Raw genomic sequence first — 19,626 nt, forward strand, 5'->3', positions numbered from 1 at the left:
GCCGTCTCCTTGATTAGATTTCGCGGGCGTCGTTCCAGCGGTATTGCAGGATCTTCAGCGGTCCGACGCGTTGCAGCAGGGCATTGAAGGGCAGGGGGGTCGGCGGGGTGAAGGGCAGGGCGAGGTCCTTCGGATCCTGGCCGATCGCGGCCCGCGCCAGTTCCCGACCGAGCGAGATCGACAGCGCCACGCCGCGCCCGTTGCACCCGGCCCAGCCGAAGCCGTTCGGCCCCAGCCGGTGGACGCGGGGAAAGTAATCGGTGGTCATGGCGATTCGCCCATTCCACACGTAATCGAAGGTGACGCCGCTCAGCGCCGGGAACATCCCCGCCAGACGGTCGCCGACGATGCGCTTCAGCCGTTCCGCCCCGTTCACCGGGATCAGCAGCGCGCCGCCGGTCACCAGCCGGTTGTCGGCGGTGTAGCGCATGAAACGCAGATCGCCATGGGTGTCCGACATCGCCTGACGGCCCGGCAGGATGGTTTTGCGGATATTGTCGCCCAACGGCGCGGTCGCCATCTGCCAGGACAGCACCGGCACCACCTCCGTCCGGACATCATGGAAGACGGCGGCGGCATAGCCGTTGGTGCCCAGCACCAGCGCGTCGGCGGTCACCAATCCCTGCGGGGTGCGGGCGACCCACATGTCGCCGCGCCGTTCCACCGACAGTGCCGGGGAGTTGACGTAGACCGCCGCCCCGGCCTCGACGGCCTTGGCGGCAAGCCCGCGCACCAGCGCCAGCGGGTTGATGTGCCCGCCGGTCCGGTTCATCCAGCCGCCGTAATAGGCGTCGGTGCCGAGAAGGGCGGAGACCGCGGCGCGGTCCAGCAACTCCACGTCGGCACCGTACCGGCCCCATTGGGCGGCGCGGCGCTCGGCGATCTTGATGCGGCCCGGCGAATGCACCGGCTGGACCCAGCCGGTCTGCTCCGCCGCGCAGTCGATGCCGAGACGGCGCACCAGATCGAACAGGGTGGAGGCGCTGTCGCGGATCAGGCCGACGAAGCGCTCCCCGGCCTCGCCGCCGAAACGGGCGACGAGGTCGGCGGGATCGGGACGGGTCAGGGTCGGAATGACCTGCCCGTTGTTGCGTCCCGAAGCGCCCCGGCCGAGTTCGGATGCCTCCAGCACCACCGCGTGCTTGCCGGCCTCCGCCGCGTGCAGGGCGGCCGACAGGCCGGTGAAGCCGCCGCCGATCACCAGCACATCGGCCTGCACGTTGCCTTGCAACATCGGCAGGTCCGGAGGAGGCGGGGCTGTGGCCTCCCATAGCGAGTCCGGGCGTCGCCAAATCCCGCCCTGACCTGGAATGTCCTGCGCTTGGTCTGCCACGTCCGCCTGCCCCATTAGGCCAAAATCCGTCAGGACCGATCCGTTGCTGGTTCAGGTCCCTTCGTTTCCAGACAAACTATGAGACAAAAGGCACACGTGCGCAATTCCCAAGATTTTCTCGCAAAAACATTCTTATGCCATGCGTCACGCTGGGAAATCTGTGGGAATTGCACAAGAGGCAGATCACCCGGCCTTCGGCAGCACGGTCTCGGCCAGCCGCACCCAATAGCTGGCGCCGATCGGCAACACCGCGTCGTTGAAGTCATAATGCGGGCTGTGCAGATTGCGCCCCTGGTCGGACGGACCCGCGCCGACCCAGATGTAGCAGCCCGGCCGCTTCTGCAGCATGAAGGAGAAATCCTCCGCCCCCATGCTGGGCATCGGATCCAGATCGAGGGCGTCTTCCCCGACGACGCGCGCAGCCGCTTGCCGCGCCAGTTCGGTTTCCTTGACGCTGTTGGTGGTGGGGGGATAGCGCCGTTCGTAGCGCAGGCTGGCCTCGACGCCGAACCCGCCGGCAATGGCGGTTGCGACCTCGCCCATGCGGCGCTGAACCAAGTCCTGAACCTCCGGCCGGAAGGTCCGCACCGTGCCGCGGAGAACGGCCGTGGCCGGCAGGACATTCCACGTATCGCCGGCGTGGAATTGGGTGACGCTGACGACGGCCGAATCGATGGGATGGACGCTGCGGGCGGCGATGGTCTGCCAGGCCCCCACGATCTGGCTGCCGACCATGATCGTGTCCGTTCCCATATGCGGCATGCCGGCGTGGGTGCCCTTGCCGGTCAGGGTCAGCTCGAAGATGTCGTAGGCGGCCATCAGCGGGCCGGGGCGCAGCGCGATGCGGCCGACCTCCAGCCCCGGCCAATTGTGCATGCCGAAAACCTTTTCCACCGGGAAACGGTCGAACAGCCCTTCCTCCACCATCACGCGACCGCCGCCTTCATTCTCCTCGGCCGGCTGGAAGATGAAGACGATGGTGCCCTGGAAGAGGTTGGGATTCTCGGTCAGGTGGCGGGCCGCACCCAGCAGCATCGCCGTATGGCCGTCATGCCCGCAGGCATGCATGCGCCCCGGATTGCGCGAGCTGTGGGGCAGGTTGGTTTCCTCGTGGATGTGCAGCGCATCCATGTCGGCGCGGAAGCCGACCATCGGACCCTCGCCGTTGCGCAGGATCCCGACCAGCCCGGTCTTGGCGAGGCCGCGATGGACCTCCAGCCCGAAGGAGGCCAGCTTTTCCGCCACGAAGTCGCTGGTCCGCTGTTCCTCGAAGGCGGTTTCCGGATGGGCGTGCAGATCGCGCCGCCATTCCGTCATGTCCGCCGTCAGCCTGTCCATTCCCGTCGCCATCCCGTCCATTGCCTGTTCCTCTTGTTCGGACAAAATCCTGTTTCAATCCTGCCCAACTTATACCGGAACCGAAACGGTCTATTTCGGCCGGAACGCCCGAAGCCCTTCCGTGACCCCGCGTGATGGTGGGGACCGCCCGCCGCCGACCGGCGCAGGAGTTCGGCTGCGCCGCCGTACAACGAACAAGCGCGGCCCGATGCCGCCGACGGGTTCATTGACGGAATGGCGACGACTATGGACGGGAACGCGACACGGCGTACCGACGGATTGCTGCGTCTTGCGGTCCAGCATCACAATGCCGGACAGAGCGAACGGGCGGAGCGGTTTTGCCGCGAGATCCTGCGGATCGACCCGACCCATGGCGATGCCGCCCATCTGCTGGGCCACATCGCCTATCAGGACGGGCGCAGGACCGACGCCACCCGGCTGTTCGACACCGCGGCGCGGTCCAATGCGCTGGTCGGCTCCTACCATCTGGCGCTCGGACAGGCGCTGATGGAGGAGGGGCGGGTGGCTGCCGCGCTCGCCAGCGCCCGCCGGGCTCTTGCCGTCAATCCCGACGATGCCGCCGCGCTGTGCCTGCTGGGCTCCATCGCCGGGCGGCAGGGGCGGCCGGTCGTGGCGCTGCGCTGCTTCCGCACTGCGTCACGTCTGGTGCCGAGCGCGGCCGAACCGCGGCTCGGCATGGGCCGCGCGCTGGAGGACCTGCGGCAGGCCGGTCCCGCCATCGGCTGCTACCGGCTGGCGGCAAAGCTGCGGCCGCAAGATGGCGCCACCCGCGTCGTGCTGGCCAACGCGCTGCGCCGTTGGGGGGCGATGGCGGAGGCTGCCGCCGCCTATCGTGACGCCATCGGGTTGGGTGCCGACAATGGATCAGTCTGGGCCAATCTGGGCGCCACGCTTCAGGGGCTGGGCCGGTTCGGCGAGGCTGAAGGTGCCTATGTCGAGGCTTTGCGCCGCGAGCCCGGCCATGCCGAGACCCGCAACAATCTGGGCTTGCTGCTGCATGCGCAGGGCCGCCATCAGGAGGCGCGGTCGCGGTTCCGCACCGCGCTGGTGCTCGACCCGTGCCATGTTCCGGCGCTCGTCAACCTGGGGCTGGCGGACTCGGCGCTCGGCGACCTTGGCGGTGCCGAGCGGTGGCAGCGTCGCGCCATTGCCCGCGAGTCTGGCCGGGCGGAGGCCTGGAACAATCTGGGCAACGCCTGCAAGGCCCAGGGGCGGCGGGCGGAGGCGGAGCATTGCTGGAAACGCGCGCTGGCGCTGCATCCCGCCTTCGCCGATGCGCTGGGGAATCTCGGCGCCGACCTGCCGGACCGCGAAGCCTTTGGGCCCGCGGTGGTGCAGGTGCGCCGTGCCATCCGGCTGATGCCCGGCCATGCGCCGCTGCACGCCGTGCTGGCCTATGCGCTGAACGGTGCCCAGAGCCCCGTCGAGGCCGACGTCGCCTGCCGCAAGGCGTTGGCGCTGACGCCGTCGCTGGCCGACCCGCTCTGTACCCTGGGGCTGGCGGAGCAACGGCAGGGGCGCGTCGACGCCGGCCGCTGGTTCGAGCGCGCCGTCGCCGCGGCGCCCGGCCATGCGCTGGCCCGCTTCAACCGCGGCCTGCTGTCGCTGGAACGCGGCGCGCTGAGCGCCGGCTGGGCCGACTACGCCTTCCGCTTCAAGGCCGGGCGCGTGCGGCCGGAGCGGCGCTTCACCATCCCCGAATGGACGGGCGAGCCGCTGGACGGCAAGCGCCTGTTCGTCTGGCGCGAGCAGGGGGTGGGGGACGAGTTTCTGTTCGCCTCCTGCTATCCCGACCTGATCAGGATGGCCGGACGGGTGGTGATCGAATGCGAACGCCGGCTGGTGCCGCTGTTCGCCCGCTCCTTCCCGAAAGCGATGGTGCGTGCCGAACAGCCGCCCTGCGGGCTGATGGAGGCGGAGACGGTCGATTGCGACTATCACATCCCGGCTGGCTCGGTCCCGCGCCTGCTGCGCGAGCGGCTGTCGACCTTTCCGGCGCGGTCCTGCTGGCTGTTCGCCGACGGCAGCCGCGTCGCCGATTGGCGCGAGCGGCTGGATGGTGCGGGCGACGACCTGCGGGTCGGCATCAGCTGGCGCAGTCAGGTGATGACCGCAGACCGCCGCAGCGCCTATCTGCCGCTGGATGCCTGGGGTCCGGTTTTCGCGGTGCCCGGCGTCACCTTCGTGAAACTGCAGTATGACGACTGCCAGCGCGAGATCCTGGCGGCGGAGCGCCAATTCGGGCGGCCGATCTATGGCTGGACCGGGCTGGACCTGCGCGACGATTTCGAGAAAACGGCGGCACTGGTGTCGGCGCTCGATCTTGTCATCGCGCCGGCGAATTCGGTGGCGGAGCTGGCGGGTGCGCTGGGGGTGCCGGTCTGGCGCTTCGGTCACCGCGACTGGACGCAGCTTGGCACCGCCGGCCGGCCCTGGTACCCGTCGATGCGGCTGTTCCAGCCGCTGGGCGGACAGGGGCTTGAACAGGCGCTGGAGCGGATCGCGATGGAGCTGCGGCGGGTGGCGGGGGGCTGACCGGCCTACATCAGCCGCGGCGGCTGATCGGCATCCTCGTCGAAGGTCCGGTCGGACGGCGGCAGGCGGAAGGCGGACGCGAAGATGCGGTCGGCAAGGTCCGGGGGCGGGCGGTCTTCCGATTGCCCGAGCGCCAGTTCCATCATCACCATCTCGTCCAGCATCGCCTGCGCCTTGACCGAACGCAGAAGAAGGCGTCGCGCGTCCCTGGCCGCATCGGCCGGCCAGAGGGCGAGGTCGCCCCCGAAGCGATCGAGCCGATCGCGAAACTCCTCATCCGTCATCGAAGGAATCCCTGGCCGCCTGCGCACTGGCGCGCAGCAGCAGCCGGAGCTGCTGGCGCGCGCGTTTCAAAAGCGACTCTACAGCACCGACGCTGATTTGCATAACGGCGGCGATGTCGGCGTTGCTTAAATTCTCGTAATAAAACAGCGTCACGGCGGCGCGCTGCTGCGGGGTCAGCTTGTTCTGGGCATCCAAAAGGCGCGCTGCGACCTGCCGGCGGTGGATGGTGCTGACCGCGTCGGGGGCGCTGTCCGACGGCTCCGCCACGGTTTCCAGATCCTGGCCGACCGGCCGGCGCTTGTGGTCGATGCAGCGGTTCACCACCACGCGGTAGAGCCACGTCGTGAACCGGGCGCCGCCGTCGTCGCTCCATTGGGTGCGGCGCTGCCAGACCTGGAGGAAGGCGTCCTGCACGACATCCTCGGCCTCCGCCTCGTTGCCGGTCAGGCGGCGGGCCAGCGCGTAGGTTCGTTTCAGGTGGCGATTCACCAGCCGCCGGTAAGCCGTCTGGCTGCCGGCGCGGATTTGCGCCATCAGCGCTTCGTCGCCGTCCTCGTCCGTGGGGATGATGACACCGGAGGCGGGACCCCGGCTCAGGTCCCCGGACATGGAGCGCCCGACGCTGGAATCCTCCCGCGGAAGGTCAAGCCGAGAGTCCGCCATTTGCATGATCCATCGTTCTCCCGACGACGGATGCATGCGGCCCTTTGGCCGGCGCACCGACGACAGTGGATGACCCGCCGCGTTCTGCGGCGATGGCCTGCCAAGCCTTCAGCATGAAGGCCGTCTGGCGGATGAGCGAGTCGCAGGCCGCAACCGGATCCTTCCGGCTGGCGGCGGCGCCCGCCTGCACGATCAGCCGGTGGTAGAACCGCCGAAGCGTCAGCGCGACTTCCTGATTTTTGTCGAAAATCAGAATGGAATCAAGGCCTGCGAACACCATGACCGCATTTCGGATCGCAGTGTGGTGCGCTTCGAACCGGCGATCCGCGGCGGCGTCGCGGGCGGCATACAGATGGGTCATCGCCCGCTCGTACAGCCGCACCACCGCCATCAGCGGCGGCACCGCGCTGTTGGCGACGGCGTAGGCGTTCAGGGCTTTCGAATAGGCGGAATTGCGCATGGCACCAAATCCTCATCATTGAAGGACCGTGACCGCTGTCAGCTGTCGCTGCTGCTGTCGCTGTAGGTCAGCTGTTTCAGCAGAAGGGCCGCCGTCTCGGCCGCCGCCTCCAGCTTTGCGTAATAGGCGGTCAGGGTGCTGCGGTAGGTCTCGGCCTTGGTCTTGATGTCGGAGGACCGGCTTTCCAGCTCGGTGTCCCGGGTTTCCAGATCGTCGATGGCGCTGGCGAGGTCGCTGTCATAGTCCGCCGACGCATCATCGATGACGCCGAACAGCTTGTCGGCTAGCCCTTGCGAGAAATCGATGTCGACGCTGCCGCTGTTACCGGAATAGACCAGCACGATACCTTCATAGGCCATGCCGGTCGCACCGATGATGCGGTTGCCGCTGACGGTGAACAGGCTGCTGTCGCCGTCGACCGATGCCAAGGTCAGGTTCCCGTCGTCGCCGCGCACGATGTCCAGACTGAAGGACAGGGCCGAAGCGCTGCTGGTGTAGCGCAGCAGCGACATCTGGCTGGACGACGACGTCATGTTGAGGCCGAGCAACTGCTTGACCGAGTCGATGTCGCTGCTGAGGATGCTGTTCAGCGTGTCCTCGTCCAGTTCCAACTCGTTGGAGCTGTTGAAGCTGATGCCCAGCGAGGCCATCGACAGCACCGTGCCGTCGTCGGTGGTGATCGACGTGTTGAGGGCGCTGTTGACCGACCGGACGATCTGCCGCAGCAGGCTGTCGGAAAACAGCGTCGCGTCGCTGGACGCCGTGCCGTCGCTGGTCGTCGCCTGCTGCGTCAGAACGAAGTCGCGGTATTCATTGTAGGCGTCGACGAAGCTGGTGATCGCCGACTTGATCGAGGACAGGTCAGTCGACACCTCCATCGAGACTGCCGTGTCCGGGCTGGCGCTGTAGAGGTTCAGCGTCACGCCCTCGATGGCGTCGCTGATGGTGTTGGTACTGCGGGTGATGCTGACGCCGTCGATCTCGACGATCGCATCCTGCACCGCGACCAGCTCGTTCTTGATGGCGCCGTCGCTGTCAGTCAGGCCGAGCGAGGACAGGACGCCGTCGCCACCGTCGGTCAGGCTGATCTCCTCGCCCGTGTCGTTGGCGGTCAGGATCAGCTGATAGCTGCTGTCGCTGACCTGCACGATGCTGGCGGTGACGCCGCTGGTCGATTTGTTGGCGTTGATGGCGTCGCGCAGGTCGGTCAGGCTGTCGTCGCTTTCCATAGAGATGGTGACGGCGCTGCCGTCGGCCGCCTGGAGCGTGAAGCTGCCGGAATAGCCCAGCGCGTCGGTCTTGCTGCTGACGGCGTCGGCTGCGATCTTGTGCTTGGTGGCGAGCTGCTGAACCACGACCGAATAGGTGCCGACCTCCGTATCGTCGTCCACCGTGGCGCTGAACACGTCGTCGTCGCCGACATAGGCGGTCCGTTGGCTGAACAGGTTGGAGGACGCACCGGTGGAGACACTGCGGTTGCGCAGCCCGTCGATGGCGTCGTTGACCGCCTGGAGCTTGTCCTGAAGGTCGGTGTAGGCGGTGATCTTCGCCTCGTTCGCGGTGATCTTGGTGTCGATGCGGTCTGCCTTCTCCAGCCTCGCATTCACTTTCGCCTCGATCAGGGTGGCATAATCGATGCCGGTGCCCGAATCGCTGGAGGACAGCGCCGAATAACCCGTCGTCGCGGCCGTGCTGGATGTGGTGGAGCTGACGGTGGTCATGGCAAGGCTCTCCCGGTTCCGGCCGCGGGGGGCGCGGCGGATGGCACGGCGATGCGGGGTTTTTGCTGCGCTGGCGATGGAAGGAAACGGCCGCCGGCGACGTCCCCCCGAGTGTGTAAGGCTGTGCGGGACGCGCGCCCCCGCCGGCGGCCTTGCGAACCGTCAGCGGAGAAGGGAGAGCAGATTCTCCGGCATCGAGTTCGCTTGGGACAGCACCGCGATGGCGGCCTGGGTCAGGACCTTTTCCGACGACAGTTTCGACTGCTCCTCGGCAACGTCCACGTCCATGATGGCGGACTGCGCGGCCTCGGTGTTCTCGATGGTCGTGTCGATCATGTCGCTGCGGAATTCGAAGCGCGAGATCAGCGCGCCGACGTCGGCGCGGGCGTCCGACAGGGTGGTCACCGCGGTGTCCAGCGCCGTCAGTGCCGCGGCGGCGGTGGCCGAGGTGCCGACATCCAGCGTGTTGATGCCCAGCCCGGTCGTGGTGACGCCGGCGATCTGTACGGTGATGTTGTCGTTCGACGTGGTGCCGACGCGGAAGTTCACGCCCGACGCCCAGTTGGTCGAGCCGTCGAGCAGCGATTCGTCATTGAAGCGGGTGCCCGACGCGATGCCGTCGATTTCGTCCTGCAACTGCTGGAACTCGGCGTCGAGATAGGAGCGCTCGTTGTCGGTGACCGAGCCGGACAGCGATTGCGTGGCCAGCGACCGCATGCGCTGCACGATGTCGGAGATGCTGGACATGCCGCCGTCGGCGGTCTGCAGGATCGACGACCCATGCGAGGCGTTGGTGGCCGCCTGGTTCAGCACCGTGATGTCCGACTGCAGCGAAGTGCCGACGGCGAGGCCGGCGGCGTCGTCCGACGCCTTGGTGATGCGCGAACCGCTGGCAATCTTCGAGACCGAGTCCGACTGGTTGGTTGAATTGATGTTCAGGTAACGAAGGGCCGAATTGGAAGCCGTGTTGGTCGAGATGACGGGCATGATGTGGTCTCCTGATCGAACCGGGCCGTTTCGGTGACCCTCACTGGGACTCACGGGGCAGGCGACAAAAACTGGCGGGATTTTTCGATCGGGTTAGCGCTTTTTTGCAAGAGCGCCTGCGTTCACAGGTATTTGGACAGGTTGTTCTCCTCGAGGATCTTCATCAGGCTCATGGTCGCCTCCAGCGAGGCCTGGAGCTGCGACAGTTTGGTGGTGGATTCCGCCAGATCGACGCTGCGGATGTCCTCCACCTGGGTTTGCAGCACCAGCTGTTCGTCGACATGGCGGTCGATGGTGTTCTCCAGCGAAGAGCTGGCGGCGCCGAGTTTCGCCTGGACGATCGACAGGCTGTTGGTGGCGTCGGAGGCGAGCTGCGTCGCCTCGGCCAGCAGATCGTCGTCGACAGGGTCGGTCGACATGTTGGCGATCAGGCTGAAGGCGCGGAGCGCCTTTTCGAACGCCGGTTGATCGGCGGTGACGCCGTAGGACAGCACGAAATCGTCGGCCGCCTGGAAATGGGCGACGGTGGAATCGCCCTGGTAATAGCCGGTGTCGGCGCTCGACGGGTAGGTCGCGGCGGTGTAGCTGTCGAGGTCGACCGCCTGCTGGTCGGTGCGCCCGCCGGCGAAGAGATAGCGGCCGTCCTGCTTGGTGTTCAGCAGACCGCCGAATTCCTGCATCAGCTGGGCCGCTTCCGCCACCACGCCTTCGACGCCGGCCGCATTGTCGCCCTGCAGGCCGGTGATCAGCGCGCTGAGGCGGGAGGTCAGGTCCGACATGCTGCCGGTGGCGTCGTACATCGACTGGATGCGGCCGTTCACGACCTCGCCCTCGTCGATATACTGTTCCAGCCGGCGGTAATGGCTTTCGAGGTTCACCAGCCGGCCGCTGTCCGACGCGATGCCCTTGTAGTCGGTGGAGTTCAGTCCCGACGCCGAGCGGATCTGTTCCGCGGCCACCTTGGCCTCGGCCTTCATCATGTATTGGACGAGCGTGTTCTGATGGTTGTAGGTCGCGACCCGTTCCATCGCGGTCTCCTCTACTGGACCATGTCGAGCGCCGTGCTGAACATCTCCTGCAGCGTCTTCATGACCGCGGCTGCGGCCTCGTAGGCGGATTGCAGGGCGGAGATCGCGGCGGTCTCCTCGTCGACATTCACGCCGCTCTGCGACGAGAAGGTCGATTCGAGGCTGCTGGTGTAGGTGTTCTGGCTGTCGTAGGCGGCGGATGCCGTGTCGGCGACAGTAGCCGCCCCCTGGATCACCGCGCCGGCATAGCCGGCGAAGGTCGTCTTGCGGGCACTCAAACCGCCGGCGGCATCGAAGTCGTGGCTGTCGGAAAATGCGGCCGACAGTGCCTGCGCCACCGATCCCTCGCCGCTGGTCAGCACCGCGTCGCCGGCGGTCAGCCTGCTGGTCGAGGACAAGGCGCTGGTGGCGAGCAGGCTGCTGTCGCTGGCAATACGCGTCGCAACCTTGATGTCGGAGGCGCCGGTGCCGGTCAGCAGGTCGTTCATGCCGTAGGCATCGGAGAAGGTGCCGTCATCGCCGCCCAGCGCGATGCCGTTGCTCGCGCTGTTGGCGGAGATCACCAGCTTCCCGTCGGCGGAGATCGAGGCGGACGCATTGCTCATCGAATTGATGGCGTCGACCACGTCCTGCAGCGTCGACATGGTCGACAGGTCGATGTCGAGGACCTCCGCCGCTTTGCCGCTGCTGTCGGTGACGGCGACGCGCAGCGTGCCGCTGGTCACCTTCAGCGCGTCGCTGGCCGACACGGTCTCGGTGCCGGTCAGGCTTTGCGGGGCGGGGTAGGCGGTGCCCTGGTTCTGGATCGCGTTCAGGCTGTCCATCAGGGTGGTCGCCAACTCGTCCAGGCTTGCCTGCTGTGCCGGCAGGTCGGTGTCGCGCAACTGCACCAGGGCGCCCAGCGTGCCGCCCAGCGATGAGCCGGTGACGTCGGTGCCGTTCAGCATGATGCCGCCAAATCCACTGCTGCCGCTGGTCCCGCTGGCGCTGTAGACCGTGCTTGCGCTGACCGAGGCGGCCGGCGTGTAGGACAGTTCATGCACCTTGCTGTCGAGCAGCGACTTGCCCGACGCGGTGGCGATGCGCATCAGCCCACTGTCGTCGACCTGATAGGTGACGTCGATGTTGGTCGCCAGGCTCTTCAGCGCGGTGTTGCGCTGGTCTTCCAGGTCGGTGACGTTCTGGCCCAGCGCCTTGCCCTTGACGATCCGGTCGTTCAGGGAATCGATGCTGTTCAGCGTCTCGTTGATGCTGTCGACGGTGCTGGCGATCTTGTCGTCCGCCTGGGCGCGCAGGGATTGAATGGAAGAGGAGGTGCTGCGCAGCGACTCCGCCAGATCCAACAGGTCCTGCACGGTGGCGGCCTTGGCGCTCTCGCTTTCGGGAGAGGTGGCGAGCGTGCCCAGCGTGTCGGCCAGCGCGTCGATCATCGAGCCGATGTCGGTGCCGCCGCTGTCGTCGTCGCTGACGCTGCCGAAGGCCGACTGCATCCGGTCGAGATAACTGTTGCGGGTGTCGGTGTAGCCGAGGTCCGACTGGGCCGCGACCAGGGTCTTCAGCAGATAGCGGTCGACAGTACTGCTGACGGCGGTGACGTCGACGCTGGAGATGTTGGTGCCGGTGCTGCGCGTGACGTTGGAGGCGGTCTTGCGAGTGTAGCCGTCGGTGTCGGCATTGGCGACGTTGGAGGAGGCGACGGCGATCCCAACCTCGGACGTGCGCAGCGCCGACGTGGCGATGGAACTGGCGACGCGAAGCGACATGGCGGCTTTCCTCCCCTGTGTTGCCTGCCGTCAGGCCGTCAGGCCGACGACATGGCAGGTGGTGCGCATCGCCACCCGTGCGCCGTAGCGCCCGGCAGCGCCATAGGCGACGCCATACACGCCGGCTGGCGCGGTGGACGCGGCGCGCAGGGCGGCGCCGATGGCGTTCTGGCGGGCGCGGTGCACCTTGATCTGCGCCTCGATCTCCCGCATGCGGGCGGCCAGCGCCGGCAGCACGCGGTCGGCGGCGGCCTTGGCGGCGCCGCGCACGGCGGGGGCGATGCGCTTGCTGCGCGTCTGCGACAGAGCATCGGTCAGCCGGTCCTTCCAGGTCCGCAGCAGCATCTGCATGTCGCCGGCCGCCAGCAGCGCGTCGCGCGGCCGTCCCTCGCGCACGGCAGCTTCGGCACGCGCCGCGCTGCGGTCCAGTTCGGCGACGAAGGCCTCCAGCACATCAACAGCATCGACGCGGAGGAAGATGGTGGGGCAGGCCGGTTCGGCGGGGTGGGCGGGTGCCTGCGCCTTGGTCAGGACGGGCTTCGGCGGGGCCGGCTTGCGCAGCGTCTGTTTAAGCGCCATGGCGATAGTTCCGGAAGTTGGGTGTCTGGTTCCACGGCCGGTGGGGGGAAAGCTGGCGGGGTTTTTGGGTGGGAATTCGAGAGATGTGCAGTTCTATGCCCCCTCCCTAACCCTCCCCCGCCGCTGGCGGTGGAGGGGACTGCCGCCGCTTCGCGTAGGGCACCCTCTCCCGCGAAGCGGGGGAGGGTCGGGGAGGGGGCAATCGAAGCCGACACCCGCCCAACAGCTCACCGCCGTGCCGCCATCGCCCGCCCATAGGCGCTCATCGCGGCGTTCGCGACCCGTCCGCGGTGGATCCGCGCCGCAAGGGCGCGCTTCTCCACATCCAGCCCGTCGATCAGCGCGATCAGGTCGTCGGCCATCGCCAGCCGTTCGGCGCGCGTCGCAACCCGCGCCAGCAAGGTCCGCGCCTGCACCACCAGCCGGCGGTGTTCCAGCAGCAGGGCTTCGGCGTGGGTAAACCCCTCGTCCGGTGCGGCGGTCATGGCGTCACCGCTTCATCGAAATCAACGTGTCCAGCATGTCCTGCGCCGTCGTCATCACCTTGGATGCGGCGGAATAGGCCTGCTGAGCCACGATCATGCGGCTGAACTCGTCGGTCAGTTCCACCGTGGAGCTTTCCAGGGAACTCGCCTCGATCTCGCCGGCGGCGCCGTCGCCAGCGGTGCGCAGCTGGTAATTGCCGGACTCGTAGGTCTGGGTGAAGGTGGTGCCGCTCTCGCTCTCCAACCCGTCGGCGTTGGCGAAGGTCGCGATGGGAATCTGGTAGATCGCCCGCGTCTCGCCATTGTCGAAGGTGGCGCGGACCACGCCGCTGCTGTCGATGGTGGTGCCGGTCAGCGTGCCGGGTTCATAGCCGTCGCCGGTCGCCGTCCAGTCGCCGATGGCGGCGGCGTCCTCGCCCGACGCGTACTGCGTCAGCCCGGTCGTGCTGTCGGCGCTGCCGAGATTCATCGACACGCTGCTGCCGCTGGCGCCGGTGGTCCAGCCGCCGACCGAGAAGCTGATGGCCGACGGATCGACGCTGGTCGTGGTGCCGCTGCTGTCGGTCTGGGTGGCGCCGGCCAGCGAGCCGTCGCTGTTGAAGGTGATGGCGATGGGAAAGCCGGAAATCGTTCCGGTGACGGTGGTGCCGTCGGCTGAACTGGTCGGGTCCGATGCGCTGAGCGACCATGTGTTGTCGGCCGTCTTGCTCCAGGTCATCGTCACCGAATGGCTGTTGCCCAGCGCGTCGAACAGCTCGACGTCGGTGGTGAAGCTGTCGCCGGTCTCGGCGTCGGAGGGCAGGTTGGCTTCGATGTCCAGCGTCGAGGTCGCCTTGGGCGTGCCCTTGATGCTGGTGAGGTTGATCGCCTCCAGGCTGTCGGTCGAGGTCTTGTTGCCGGCCTTGACGGTGCCGTCGTCACCGACCGCCCAGCCATAGAGGTAATAGCCCTCCGAATTGACCAGATTGCCGTTGGAATCGGTGGAGAAGGAGCCGTTGCGGGTGAAATAGGTGCCGCCGTCCGACGTCTCGTCCGACACCACGAAGAATCCGTCGCCGTTGACGGCCATGTTGGTGGTGGTGGCCGATGACTGGATTTCGCCCTGCCGGCTGACGCTGCGGGTGTTCGACGCGATGACGCCGCCGACCTGCTCGTCCACCGTGGTTGTCTTGTTGATGTAGGAGGTGAACTCCGTCACCGTGCCCTTGAAGCCGGTGGTGCTGGAATTGGCGATGTTGCTGGAGATGCTGGCGAGCGCCTTGCTCTGGGCGGTCAGCCCGGACGTGGCGCTGTACATCGCGCTGGTGAGGCTCATGGCGGCACCTGTCTTTCCAAATGTCCGGGAGAGGGGGTCAGGAGAGCGTCAGTACCTTGTCGGCCGACAGGCTGACGCCGCCGACAGTCAGCACCGCCGTGCCGCTGGAGCTGTCGACCGCGGTCACGGTGCCCTTGAAGCGGGTGGTGGTGTCGATGGCGTTGCCGCTGGCGTCGAGCGCGGTCACCGACAGGGTGTAGGTGCCGCTGCTGTAGCTCTTGCCGTCGGTGCCGATGCCGTCCCAGGTCACTTCATGCGTGCCGGCGGCGGTGGAGGAACTGGCGTCGCTGTAGACGGTGTTCCCGCTGGAATCGGTGATGGTCAGCTTGACCGAGGACGCGGCGGACTCGAGGTCGTATTCCCAGGTCGCTTCGCCGTCCTGCAACGGCGTGGTGGAACCTTCGGCCTCGACCGTCTTGCCGTAGTAGCTCACGGCGCTGCTGGTGGTGCCGAGCGATGACGCGGCCGTACTTGACAGTTCCGTCACCGAGCTATTCAGCGTGTCGAGCTTGTCGTTGGTCGACATCTGCTGTTCCAGCGACGACATCTGGACGAGCTGGGTGGTGAAGGTGGTGGTGTCCACCGGATTGGTCGGATCCTGATTTTCCAGCTGCTTCGTCAGCAGGGTCAGGAAGGTTTGATAAGTGTCGCTCGTGGACGCGGTTGACGACGTGCTCGACGAGGATGTGGATTTCGTCGAGGTCGTCGCGGTTGTAGAGCTGACAGAATCGACCAGCATCGCCTTCTCCACCCAATCGCGGCCCGTTCGCGGAATCCGGGCGGGATTTCGCGGCGGTTCAGGCCGATGGCACTACGGGATGGGCGGCGGGCTGGCGCCGCCCCGTTCGTTCTGTGGCTATCCACGGAACGGCCGGCGAAAGCTGGCGCGGATTTTTTCAAAAAAATGCTGCGGACAGGAAAAGGGCCTCGGCGGGCCATGGCGGCCATCTGCGATGGAGGGCCGGAACCGGCATGACGCTTTGCCGGTTGGGGACTGTATCCTCAACTGTCCCAGGGAGCCGTCCATGTCCGGCACGAAAGAGCGGAATCAGGAACAGGACCGGCGCACGGATCGCGATCCGGCCGCACCCGGCGAAGGCGGCGGCGCGGTGTCGCGCACGACCGAGGAAAATAAGAAGGCCGCCGAGGGCGAGCGCTTCGAGAAGGCTCCAAATCCGGGACATCCGGTCTAACGCCGGCTTGCTCGTCCCCGACTGGCCCGCCCCGGGATCGCTCGCCCTAAGAAGGCACTGGCGGTGCGGATTACTCTGCGGCCGTCAGCGCCGGCGTTGCGGCCTGCGTCTGCTTGCCGGAGCGGAAAACCAGCAGGGTGAAGAGCCCGAGCGCACCCAGCAGCAACAGCGCGCTGACCGCGGCGACCGGCTCGAACGCGGTATAGCCGAGATGCAAGGCGGCGACGGCGACGGTCAGGAAAGCCGTGCCGACGCACCAGACGACGATCTGCGTCATCGCCAGACGGCTGGTCTCCAACGCCGGATGCAGCCGGTAATAGACGCCGAACAGGAAAAGCGACACCCAGCCCAGCAGGTTGAGGTGGGCATGGGCCGGCATCAGGTCGTGGTTCTGCGATGCGGCCATTCCAATCCCCATGCCGATACCGGCAAGTGCGAACAGGCAGGCCGCCCTGAAACTTGTGGATGAGGTTTTCATTGCTCTTGTCTCCAATCACCGTCCCCGTGAAGGTTCGTATTCGAACGATGTCAGAGCACTCAAATGCTGTCCATGGAAAAACCGCCCATAACCTTTGGATCAGGCTGGGCGGATATTTTAAAATATCGGATATCGACTGAGATACTGCCCGAGGTCGAAGTCGCAGGATGCGTCAATCACCCGTATTTGGAGTAGTGGACCGCCGTCCGTTCTTTCATCGTCGCCGTGCCTGAGAGCCCGTCCGAGAAGAAGTTGAATCGAATGAATCAGTTGTGATTCAAAGGTGCCTCCAAGACGGAGGCAAGGATGTGGACGCCGGAATAACGAGAGCGCCATGACCGCAGCAGGCTGCGCTACCCAAGCGACCTGAGCGATGAGGAATGGCGGATCGTCGAGCCGCTCATCCCACCGGCTCGGCGCGGTGGTCGGCACCGCAGCGTCGATCTTCGGGCGGTGCTGAACGGCGTGCTGTACGTTCTGGAGACGGGCTGCCAATGGCGTCACCTGCCCAAGGACCTGCCGCCGCGCAGCACGGTGCATGGCTATCTGCACCTATGGGCCTGGGAGGGAACGCTGGAGCGCATCCACCATGACCTCTACCAGCGGGTCCGCGCGCAGGAAGGCCGCGAGCCCAGCCCGACCGCCGCCGTGGTCGACAGCCAAAGCGTCCGCGCGGCGGAAAAGGGGGGCTGCGGCGAACCCGGTCGGCTACGACGCGGGCAAGAAGATCAAAGGCATCAAGTACCACATCCTCGTCGACACGCTCGGACTGCTCCTGAACGTCGCTGTCCATCGTGCCGATATCCAGGACCGTGACGGCACCGCCCTGGTCCTGGACAAGGCAACCCGCACGCTGTTCCCATTCATTCAGGTGATCTTTGCTGACGGTGGCTATCAGGGCGAGGTCGCCGCCGCCAAGGTGAGCGGCACCGGCGACTGGCGGCTGGAGATCGTCAAACGCTCCGATCAGGCCAAGGGCTTCGTCGTGCTTCCGAAGCGGCGGCTGGTCGAGCGAACGCTGTCATGGCTCACACGCTGCCGCCTCCTCGTGCGCCATTACGAGCAGTACCTCCGCAGATCCGTCGCCTTCATCCGCATCGCAATGATCCGGCTGATGCTCTGCCGCCTCGCACGGAAATAATCTTCCAGGATAGGCTCTGAGGCTCCTGAAAGGGGAAGGACCGTATGGGACCAGTCGGACAGCCGCAGGATAATGCATTATATGTGCATCAGCCGCGCGCCCGCTGCCGCGGTTCATGTGGCGAAAACCCATGAACGCCCGCTAATTAACCGGAATCACCACCGGCTGGTACTCGACAGAAGCAGTGCACAATGCATTTTGTGTTGACGCCGGACTGTTTCCTGCCATAGCTTTCTGCAAAAGAGCCGTTCCGAGAAACCTGGGAGGAGCGTCGTCATGCTGAACCTGAGGAGCCTTGCAGCAGGAATCGGGCTGCTGGCGTTTACAGCGACTGCATCAGTACAGGCACAAAACATCGGGATTGATGAAGCGAACAAAACCGTCACCGTCGGTGCCTTCACGCCCGTTACTGGTCCGGTGCCATTCTACGCGACCTTGACCCACGCTGCAGACGCCTATTTCAAGCATGTGAATGAAACTGGCGGCATCGAAGGCTGGACTGTCAAGTACGTCGCCCAGGACGATGGTTACGAGCCAGCGCGTTCTGCATCGGTGACCCGTCAGTTGGTGGAGGGGCAAGGTATCTTCGCTCTGGCAGCGCCGGTGGGCACGGCCACCAACACAGCCGTCCTGCCCTATGCCAGGGAGGTGGGGCTTCCCATTGTTGGGCCAATTGGTGGCGCGTCTGCCTTCTACATCGATCCCAATGTCTTCCCGCTGTTGCCGGATTACGGATGGTCGGCGGCGATGAATGTTGACTATGCCGCTAAGGACCTAAAGCTCAAGAAAATTGCTCTTCTCTGGGAAAACGATGAGCTCGGCAAGTCAGGCAAGCGGGGTTTCGATCTTTATATGAAACATCTCGGGCTTGAGCCCGCAGAATCTGTCCCCTTCGACGTAAAGACCACGAGCTTCGCTCCCCATATCCGCCGCGTGTCGAACGCCGGTGCCGAAGCCGTGGTGCTGTTCGGCTCCAATGCCAACTTGGCAGCAGCACTGAAAGCAGCTGATCAGGGAGGGCTGGCCGTGAAGTGGTTTGCTCCCTTTTTCACCGCCGACCCCTCCACGTTCAAGCTCGCCGGAGATCTCTTGAATGGGGTTTACTTCTCGTCATGGTTGCTGCCGGTAACCAGCGATGATCCGTCGGTGGCTGCATACCGCGAGGCGGTTAAAAAACACTATCCGAGTGATGCGCAAGGCGTTTTCGGCCTAAACGGCTGGAGCAACGCCGCCGTCTTCGGTGAAGGCTTCCGAGCGCTCTTGAAAAGTGGCAAGCCGCTGACGCGCGAAAATCTGGTCAAGGCCCTGGAGACGCTCGAGGGTGTTACCGTCGGCGGCGCCAAAGGGGTGAGCTTCAAGGCCGGCGACCATCGCGGCACGCGGCAGGAAGGCATTATCCAAGCCCAAAATGGCCAGTTTGTCCTGGTTCGTGATTTCCGAGCTTATCCAGACGTGGTTTTCAACGCAAAGGCCGAGTGATCCTCGCCTGTTTCGCTCCATCTTCTTGGGCTCCGCTGAGCCCGCCTCCACGACACAGAGGGCGTATACATGCAGCATGTTCATTTGAGCGGGCCACCATGCCTGGAGGGGCAAGTCGCCGTCGTGACCGGAGCGGCCGGCGGCATTGGACGGGCGACGGCTCTGGCCTTGGCACAGGCCGGAGCGCGTGTTCTGGCGACTGATATCCATGCCTCTGCCGTCTTTGACCATGAACGTATCGATTACCAAGCGTTGGATGTGACCAGCCGCGCTTCGGTGGAACAGACAGTGAAGGACACGATCGAGGCATATGGGCGCATCGACATTCTGATCCTGTGTGCCGGCACCATCTCGCATCGGCCGCTGATGGAGTCGACAGACGACGAATGGCAATCGATCTTGGATGTCAACCTCATGGGCGTGGTGCATCCGGTGCGTGCAGTCATGCCGGTGATGGAGCGCCAGGGATACGGCAAAATGGTAGCGCTTGGCTCGATCGCAGCGAAGATCGGCGGGGTTGCCTCCGGTCCCTCCTATGTCGCAGCGAAATCAGCGGTTCATGGCCTCATGAAGTGGGTCGCCAAGGCCGGTGCTGCGAAAGGCGTCTATGCGAGCATCGTGGCGCCGGGGCCGGTGGAAACCCCGATGTGGGAAACCGTAACGCAAAAAGCGGCGCCGTCGGCCAATGGCAATGTCCCGCTCGGCCGCTTCGGCCAACCGGACGACATCGCCCAAGCGATCGTCTTCCTTGCCTCGCCGCAGTCGAACTGGATCACCGGAACGGTGCTCGACGTCAACGGCGGCATGCTGATGGATTGATGC

Annotated in this window: 19 protein-coding genes; 5 read left to right on the forward strand and 14 right to left on the reverse strand. The window is 65.8% G+C overall.

Going from position 1 to position 19,626, the window contains the following annotated elements:
- Positions 1 to 13: 13 nt before the first annotated feature.
- Together M5E06_RS26405 and M5E06_RS26410 are read right to left on the reverse strand one after the other, a co-directional pair.
- Positions 14 to 1,234 (reverse strand): NAD(P)/FAD-dependent oxidoreductase, encoded by a 1,221-nt coding sequence (locus tag M5E06_RS26405; protein WP_252140760.1) that lies wholly within the window; start codon positions 1,232 to 1,234, stop codon positions 14 to 16.
- Positions 1,235 to 1,516: 282 nt separating this feature from the next.
- Positions 1,517 to 2,671 carry a M20 aminoacylase family protein gene (locus M5E06_RS26410; protein ID WP_252140761.1) on the reverse strand — a complete coding sequence of 385 codons (1,155 nt, stop codon included), beginning with the start codon at positions 2,669 to 2,671 and terminating at the stop codon, positions 1,517 to 1,519.
- 234 nt (positions 2,672 to 2,905) lie between these two features.
- Between M5E06_RS26410 and M5E06_RS26415 the strand changes: the two genes are divergently transcribed.
- Positions 2,906 to 5,227, forward strand: a complete 2,322-nt coding sequence (locus tag M5E06_RS26415) for a tetratricopeptide repeat protein (protein WP_252140762.1) — start codon at positions 2,906 to 2,908, stop codon at positions 5,225 to 5,227.
- Positions 5,228 to 5,232: 5 nt separating this feature from the next.
- Here the strand turns inward: M5E06_RS26415 and M5E06_RS26420 are convergent, their stop codons facing one another.
- From M5E06_RS26420 to M5E06_RS26470, 11 genes are all read right to left on the reverse strand, one after another.
- Positions 5,233 to 5,511: a hypothetical protein gene (locus M5E06_RS26420; RefSeq protein ID WP_252140763.1), complete on the reverse strand. Its 279-nt coding sequence runs from the start codon at positions 5,509 to 5,511 to the stop codon at positions 5,233 to 5,235.
- A complete protein-coding gene (locus M5E06_RS26425; RefSeq protein ID WP_252140764.1) occupies positions 5,501 to 6,121 on the reverse strand; it encodes an RNA polymerase sigma factor in 621 nt (206 codons plus the stop codon). Before M5E06_RS26425 ends, M5E06_RS26420 begins: the two co-directional genes overlap by 11 nt.
- Before the next feature lie 34 nt (positions 6,122 to 6,155).
- Positions 6,156 to 6,635, reverse strand: a complete 480-nt coding sequence (locus M5E06_RS26430; protein WP_252140765.1) for a flagellar protein FliS — start codon at positions 6,633 to 6,635, stop codon at positions 6,156 to 6,158.
- A gap of 38 nt (positions 6,636 to 6,673) precedes the next feature.
- Positions 6,674 to 8,356: a flagellar filament capping protein FliD gene (gene fliD, locus M5E06_RS26435; protein WP_252140766.1), complete on the reverse strand. Its 1,683-nt coding sequence runs from the start codon at positions 8,354 to 8,356 to the stop codon at positions 6,674 to 6,676.
- Between the two features lie 162 nt (positions 8,357 to 8,518).
- Positions 8,519 to 9,343 carry a flagellin gene (locus M5E06_RS26440; protein WP_252140767.1) on the reverse strand — a complete coding sequence of 275 codons (825 nt, stop codon included), beginning with the start codon at positions 9,341 to 9,343 and terminating at the stop codon, positions 8,519 to 8,521.
- 122 nt (positions 9,344 to 9,465) lie between these two features.
- Entirely contained in the window at positions 9,466 to 10,371 is a 906-nt protein-coding gene (locus M5E06_RS26445; RefSeq protein ID WP_252140768.1) for a flagellin, read from the reverse strand.
- Positions 10,372 to 10,382: 11 nt separating this feature from the next.
- A complete protein-coding gene (gene flgK, locus M5E06_RS26450; RefSeq protein ID WP_252140769.1) occupies positions 10,383 to 12,134 on the reverse strand; it encodes a flagellar hook-associated protein FlgK in 1,752 nt (583 codons plus the stop codon).
- A gap of 30 nt (positions 12,135 to 12,164) precedes the next feature.
- Entirely contained in the window at positions 12,165 to 12,713 is a 549-nt protein-coding gene (locus M5E06_RS26455; protein WP_252140770.1) for a hypothetical protein, read from the reverse strand.
- Positions 12,714 to 12,940: 227 nt separating this feature from the next.
- Positions 12,941 to 13,198 carry a hypothetical protein gene (locus M5E06_RS26460; RefSeq protein WP_252140771.1) on the reverse strand — a complete coding sequence of 86 codons (258 nt, stop codon included), beginning with the start codon at positions 13,196 to 13,198 and terminating at the stop codon, positions 12,941 to 12,943.
- A gap of 4 nt (positions 13,199 to 13,202) precedes the next feature.
- A complete protein-coding gene (flgE, locus tag M5E06_RS26465) occupies positions 13,203 to 14,513 on the reverse strand; it encodes a flagellar hook protein FlgE (protein ID WP_252140772.1) in 1,311 nt (436 codons plus the stop codon).
- Between the two features lie 37 nt (positions 14,514 to 14,550).
- Positions 14,551 to 15,252: a flagellar hook assembly protein FlgD gene (locus tag M5E06_RS26470; protein ID WP_252140773.1), complete on the reverse strand. Its 702-nt coding sequence runs from the start codon at positions 15,250 to 15,252 to the stop codon at positions 14,551 to 14,553.
- Here M5E06_RS26470 and M5E06_RS26475 point away from each other — a divergent pair.
- Positions 15,158 to 15,706 (forward strand): hypothetical protein, encoded by a 549-nt coding sequence (locus M5E06_RS26475; RefSeq protein ID WP_252141041.1) that lies wholly within the window; start codon positions 15,158 to 15,160, stop codon positions 15,704 to 15,706. The genes M5E06_RS26470 and M5E06_RS26475 overlap by 95 nt on opposite strands.
- 70 nt (positions 15,707 to 15,776) lie before the next feature.
- Here M5E06_RS26475 and M5E06_RS26480 read toward each other — a convergent pair whose 3' ends face one another.
- Positions 15,777 to 16,184: a hypothetical protein gene (locus tag M5E06_RS26480; protein ID WP_252140774.1), complete on the reverse strand. Its 408-nt coding sequence runs from the start codon at positions 16,182 to 16,184 to the stop codon at positions 15,777 to 15,779.
- Between the two features lie 348 nt (positions 16,185 to 16,532).
- On the opposite strand from M5E06_RS26480, the gene M5E06_RS26485 reads away from it, so the two are divergent.
- The 3 genes from M5E06_RS26485 to M5E06_RS26495 all read left to right on the forward strand — a co-directional run bounded on the left by M5E06_RS26485 (position 16,533) and on the right by M5E06_RS26495 (position 19,623).
- A protein-coding gene (locus tag M5E06_RS26485; protein WP_252141036.1) for an IS5 family transposase occupies positions 16,533 to 17,325 on the forward strand; the annotation gives its coding sequence in 2 pieces (ribosomal slippage) (positions 16,533 to 16,864 and positions 16,863 to 17,325; 795 coding nt in all).
- A 276-nt stretch (positions 17,326 to 17,601) separates the two neighbouring features.
- Positions 17,602 to 18,804, forward strand: a complete 1,203-nt coding sequence (locus M5E06_RS26490; protein WP_252140775.1) for an ABC transporter substrate-binding protein — start codon at positions 17,602 to 17,604, stop codon at positions 18,802 to 18,804.
- 69 nt (positions 18,805 to 18,873) lie between these two features.
- Positions 18,874 to 19,623 (forward strand): SDR family NAD(P)-dependent oxidoreductase, encoded by a 750-nt coding sequence (locus tag M5E06_RS26495; RefSeq protein WP_252140776.1) that lies wholly within the window; start codon positions 18,874 to 18,876, stop codon positions 19,621 to 19,623.
- The last annotated feature ends 3 nt before the right edge of the window (positions 19,624 to 19,626 follow it).

It is taken from the genome of Azospirillum sp. A1-3, assembly GCF_023806445.1.
GTDB lineage: Bacteria > Pseudomonadota > Alphaproteobacteria > Azospirillales > Azospirillaceae > Azospirillum.

Excerpts from the sequence above, each read along its gene's own strand:
- M5E06_RS26455 (WP_252140770.1), bottom strand. The coding sequence starts at position 12,713 with ATGGCGCTTAAACAGACGCTGCGCAAGCCGGCCCCGCCGAAGCCCGTC.
- M5E06_RS26440 (WP_252140767.1), bottom strand. The coding sequence starts at position 9,343 with ATGCCCGTCATCTCGACCAACACGGCTTCCAATTCGGCCCTTCGTTAC.
- M5E06_RS26460 (WP_252140771.1), bottom strand. The coding sequence starts at position 13,198 with ATGACCGCCGCACCGGACGAGGGGTTTACCCACGCCGAAGCCCTGCTG.
- M5E06_RS26405 (WP_252140760.1), bottom strand. The coding sequence starts at position 1,234 with ATGTTGCAAGGCAACGTGCAGGCCGATGTGCTGGTGATCGGCGGCGGC.
- M5E06_RS26470 (WP_252140773.1), bottom strand. The coding sequence starts at position 15,252 with ATGCTGGTCGATTCTGTCAGCTCTACAACCGCGACGACCTCGACGAAA.
- M5E06_RS26495 (WP_252140776.1), top strand. The coding sequence starts at position 18,874 with ATGCAGCATGTTCATTTGAGCGGGCCACCATGCCTGGAGGGGCAAGTC.
- M5E06_RS26490 (WP_252140775.1), top strand. The coding sequence starts at position 17,602 with ATGCTGAACCTGAGGAGCCTTGCAGCAGGAATCGGGCTGCTGGCGTTT.
- M5E06_RS26415 (WP_252140762.1), top strand. The coding sequence starts at position 2,906 with ATGGCGACGACTATGGACGGGAACGCGACACGGCGTACCGACGGATTG.
- M5E06_RS26430 (WP_252140765.1), bottom strand. The coding sequence starts at position 6,635 with ATGCGCAATTCCGCCTATTCGAAAGCCCTGAACGCCTACGCCGTCGCC.
- M5E06_RS26445 (WP_252140768.1), bottom strand. The coding sequence starts at position 10,371 with ATGGAACGGGTCGCGACCTACAACCATCAGAACACGCTCGTCCAATAC.
- M5E06_RS26420 (WP_252140763.1), bottom strand. The coding sequence starts at position 5,511 with ATGACGGATGAGGAGTTTCGCGATCGGCTCGATCGCTTCGGGGGCGAC.
- flgK (WP_252140769.1), bottom strand. The coding sequence starts at position 12,134 with ATGTCGCTTCGCGTCGCCAGTTCCATCGCCACGTCGGCGCTGCGCACG.
- fliD (WP_252140766.1), bottom strand. The coding sequence starts at position 8,356 with ATGACCACCGTCAGCTCCACCACATCCAGCACGGCCGCGACGACGGGT.
- M5E06_RS26425 (WP_252140764.1), bottom strand. The coding sequence starts at position 6,121 with ATGTCCGGGGACCTGAGCCGGGGTCCCGCCTCCGGTGTCATCATCCCC.
- M5E06_RS26410 (WP_252140761.1), bottom strand. The coding sequence starts at position 2,671 with ATGGACAGGCTGACGGCGGACATGACGGAATGGCGGCGCGATCTGCAC.
- M5E06_RS26480 (WP_252140774.1), bottom strand. The coding sequence starts at position 16,184 with ATGAAAACCTCATCCACAAGTTTCAGGGCGGCCTGCCTGTTCGCACTT.
- flgE (WP_252140772.1), bottom strand. The coding sequence starts at position 14,513 with ATGAGCCTCACCAGCGCGATGTACAGCGCCACGTCCGGGCTGACCGCC.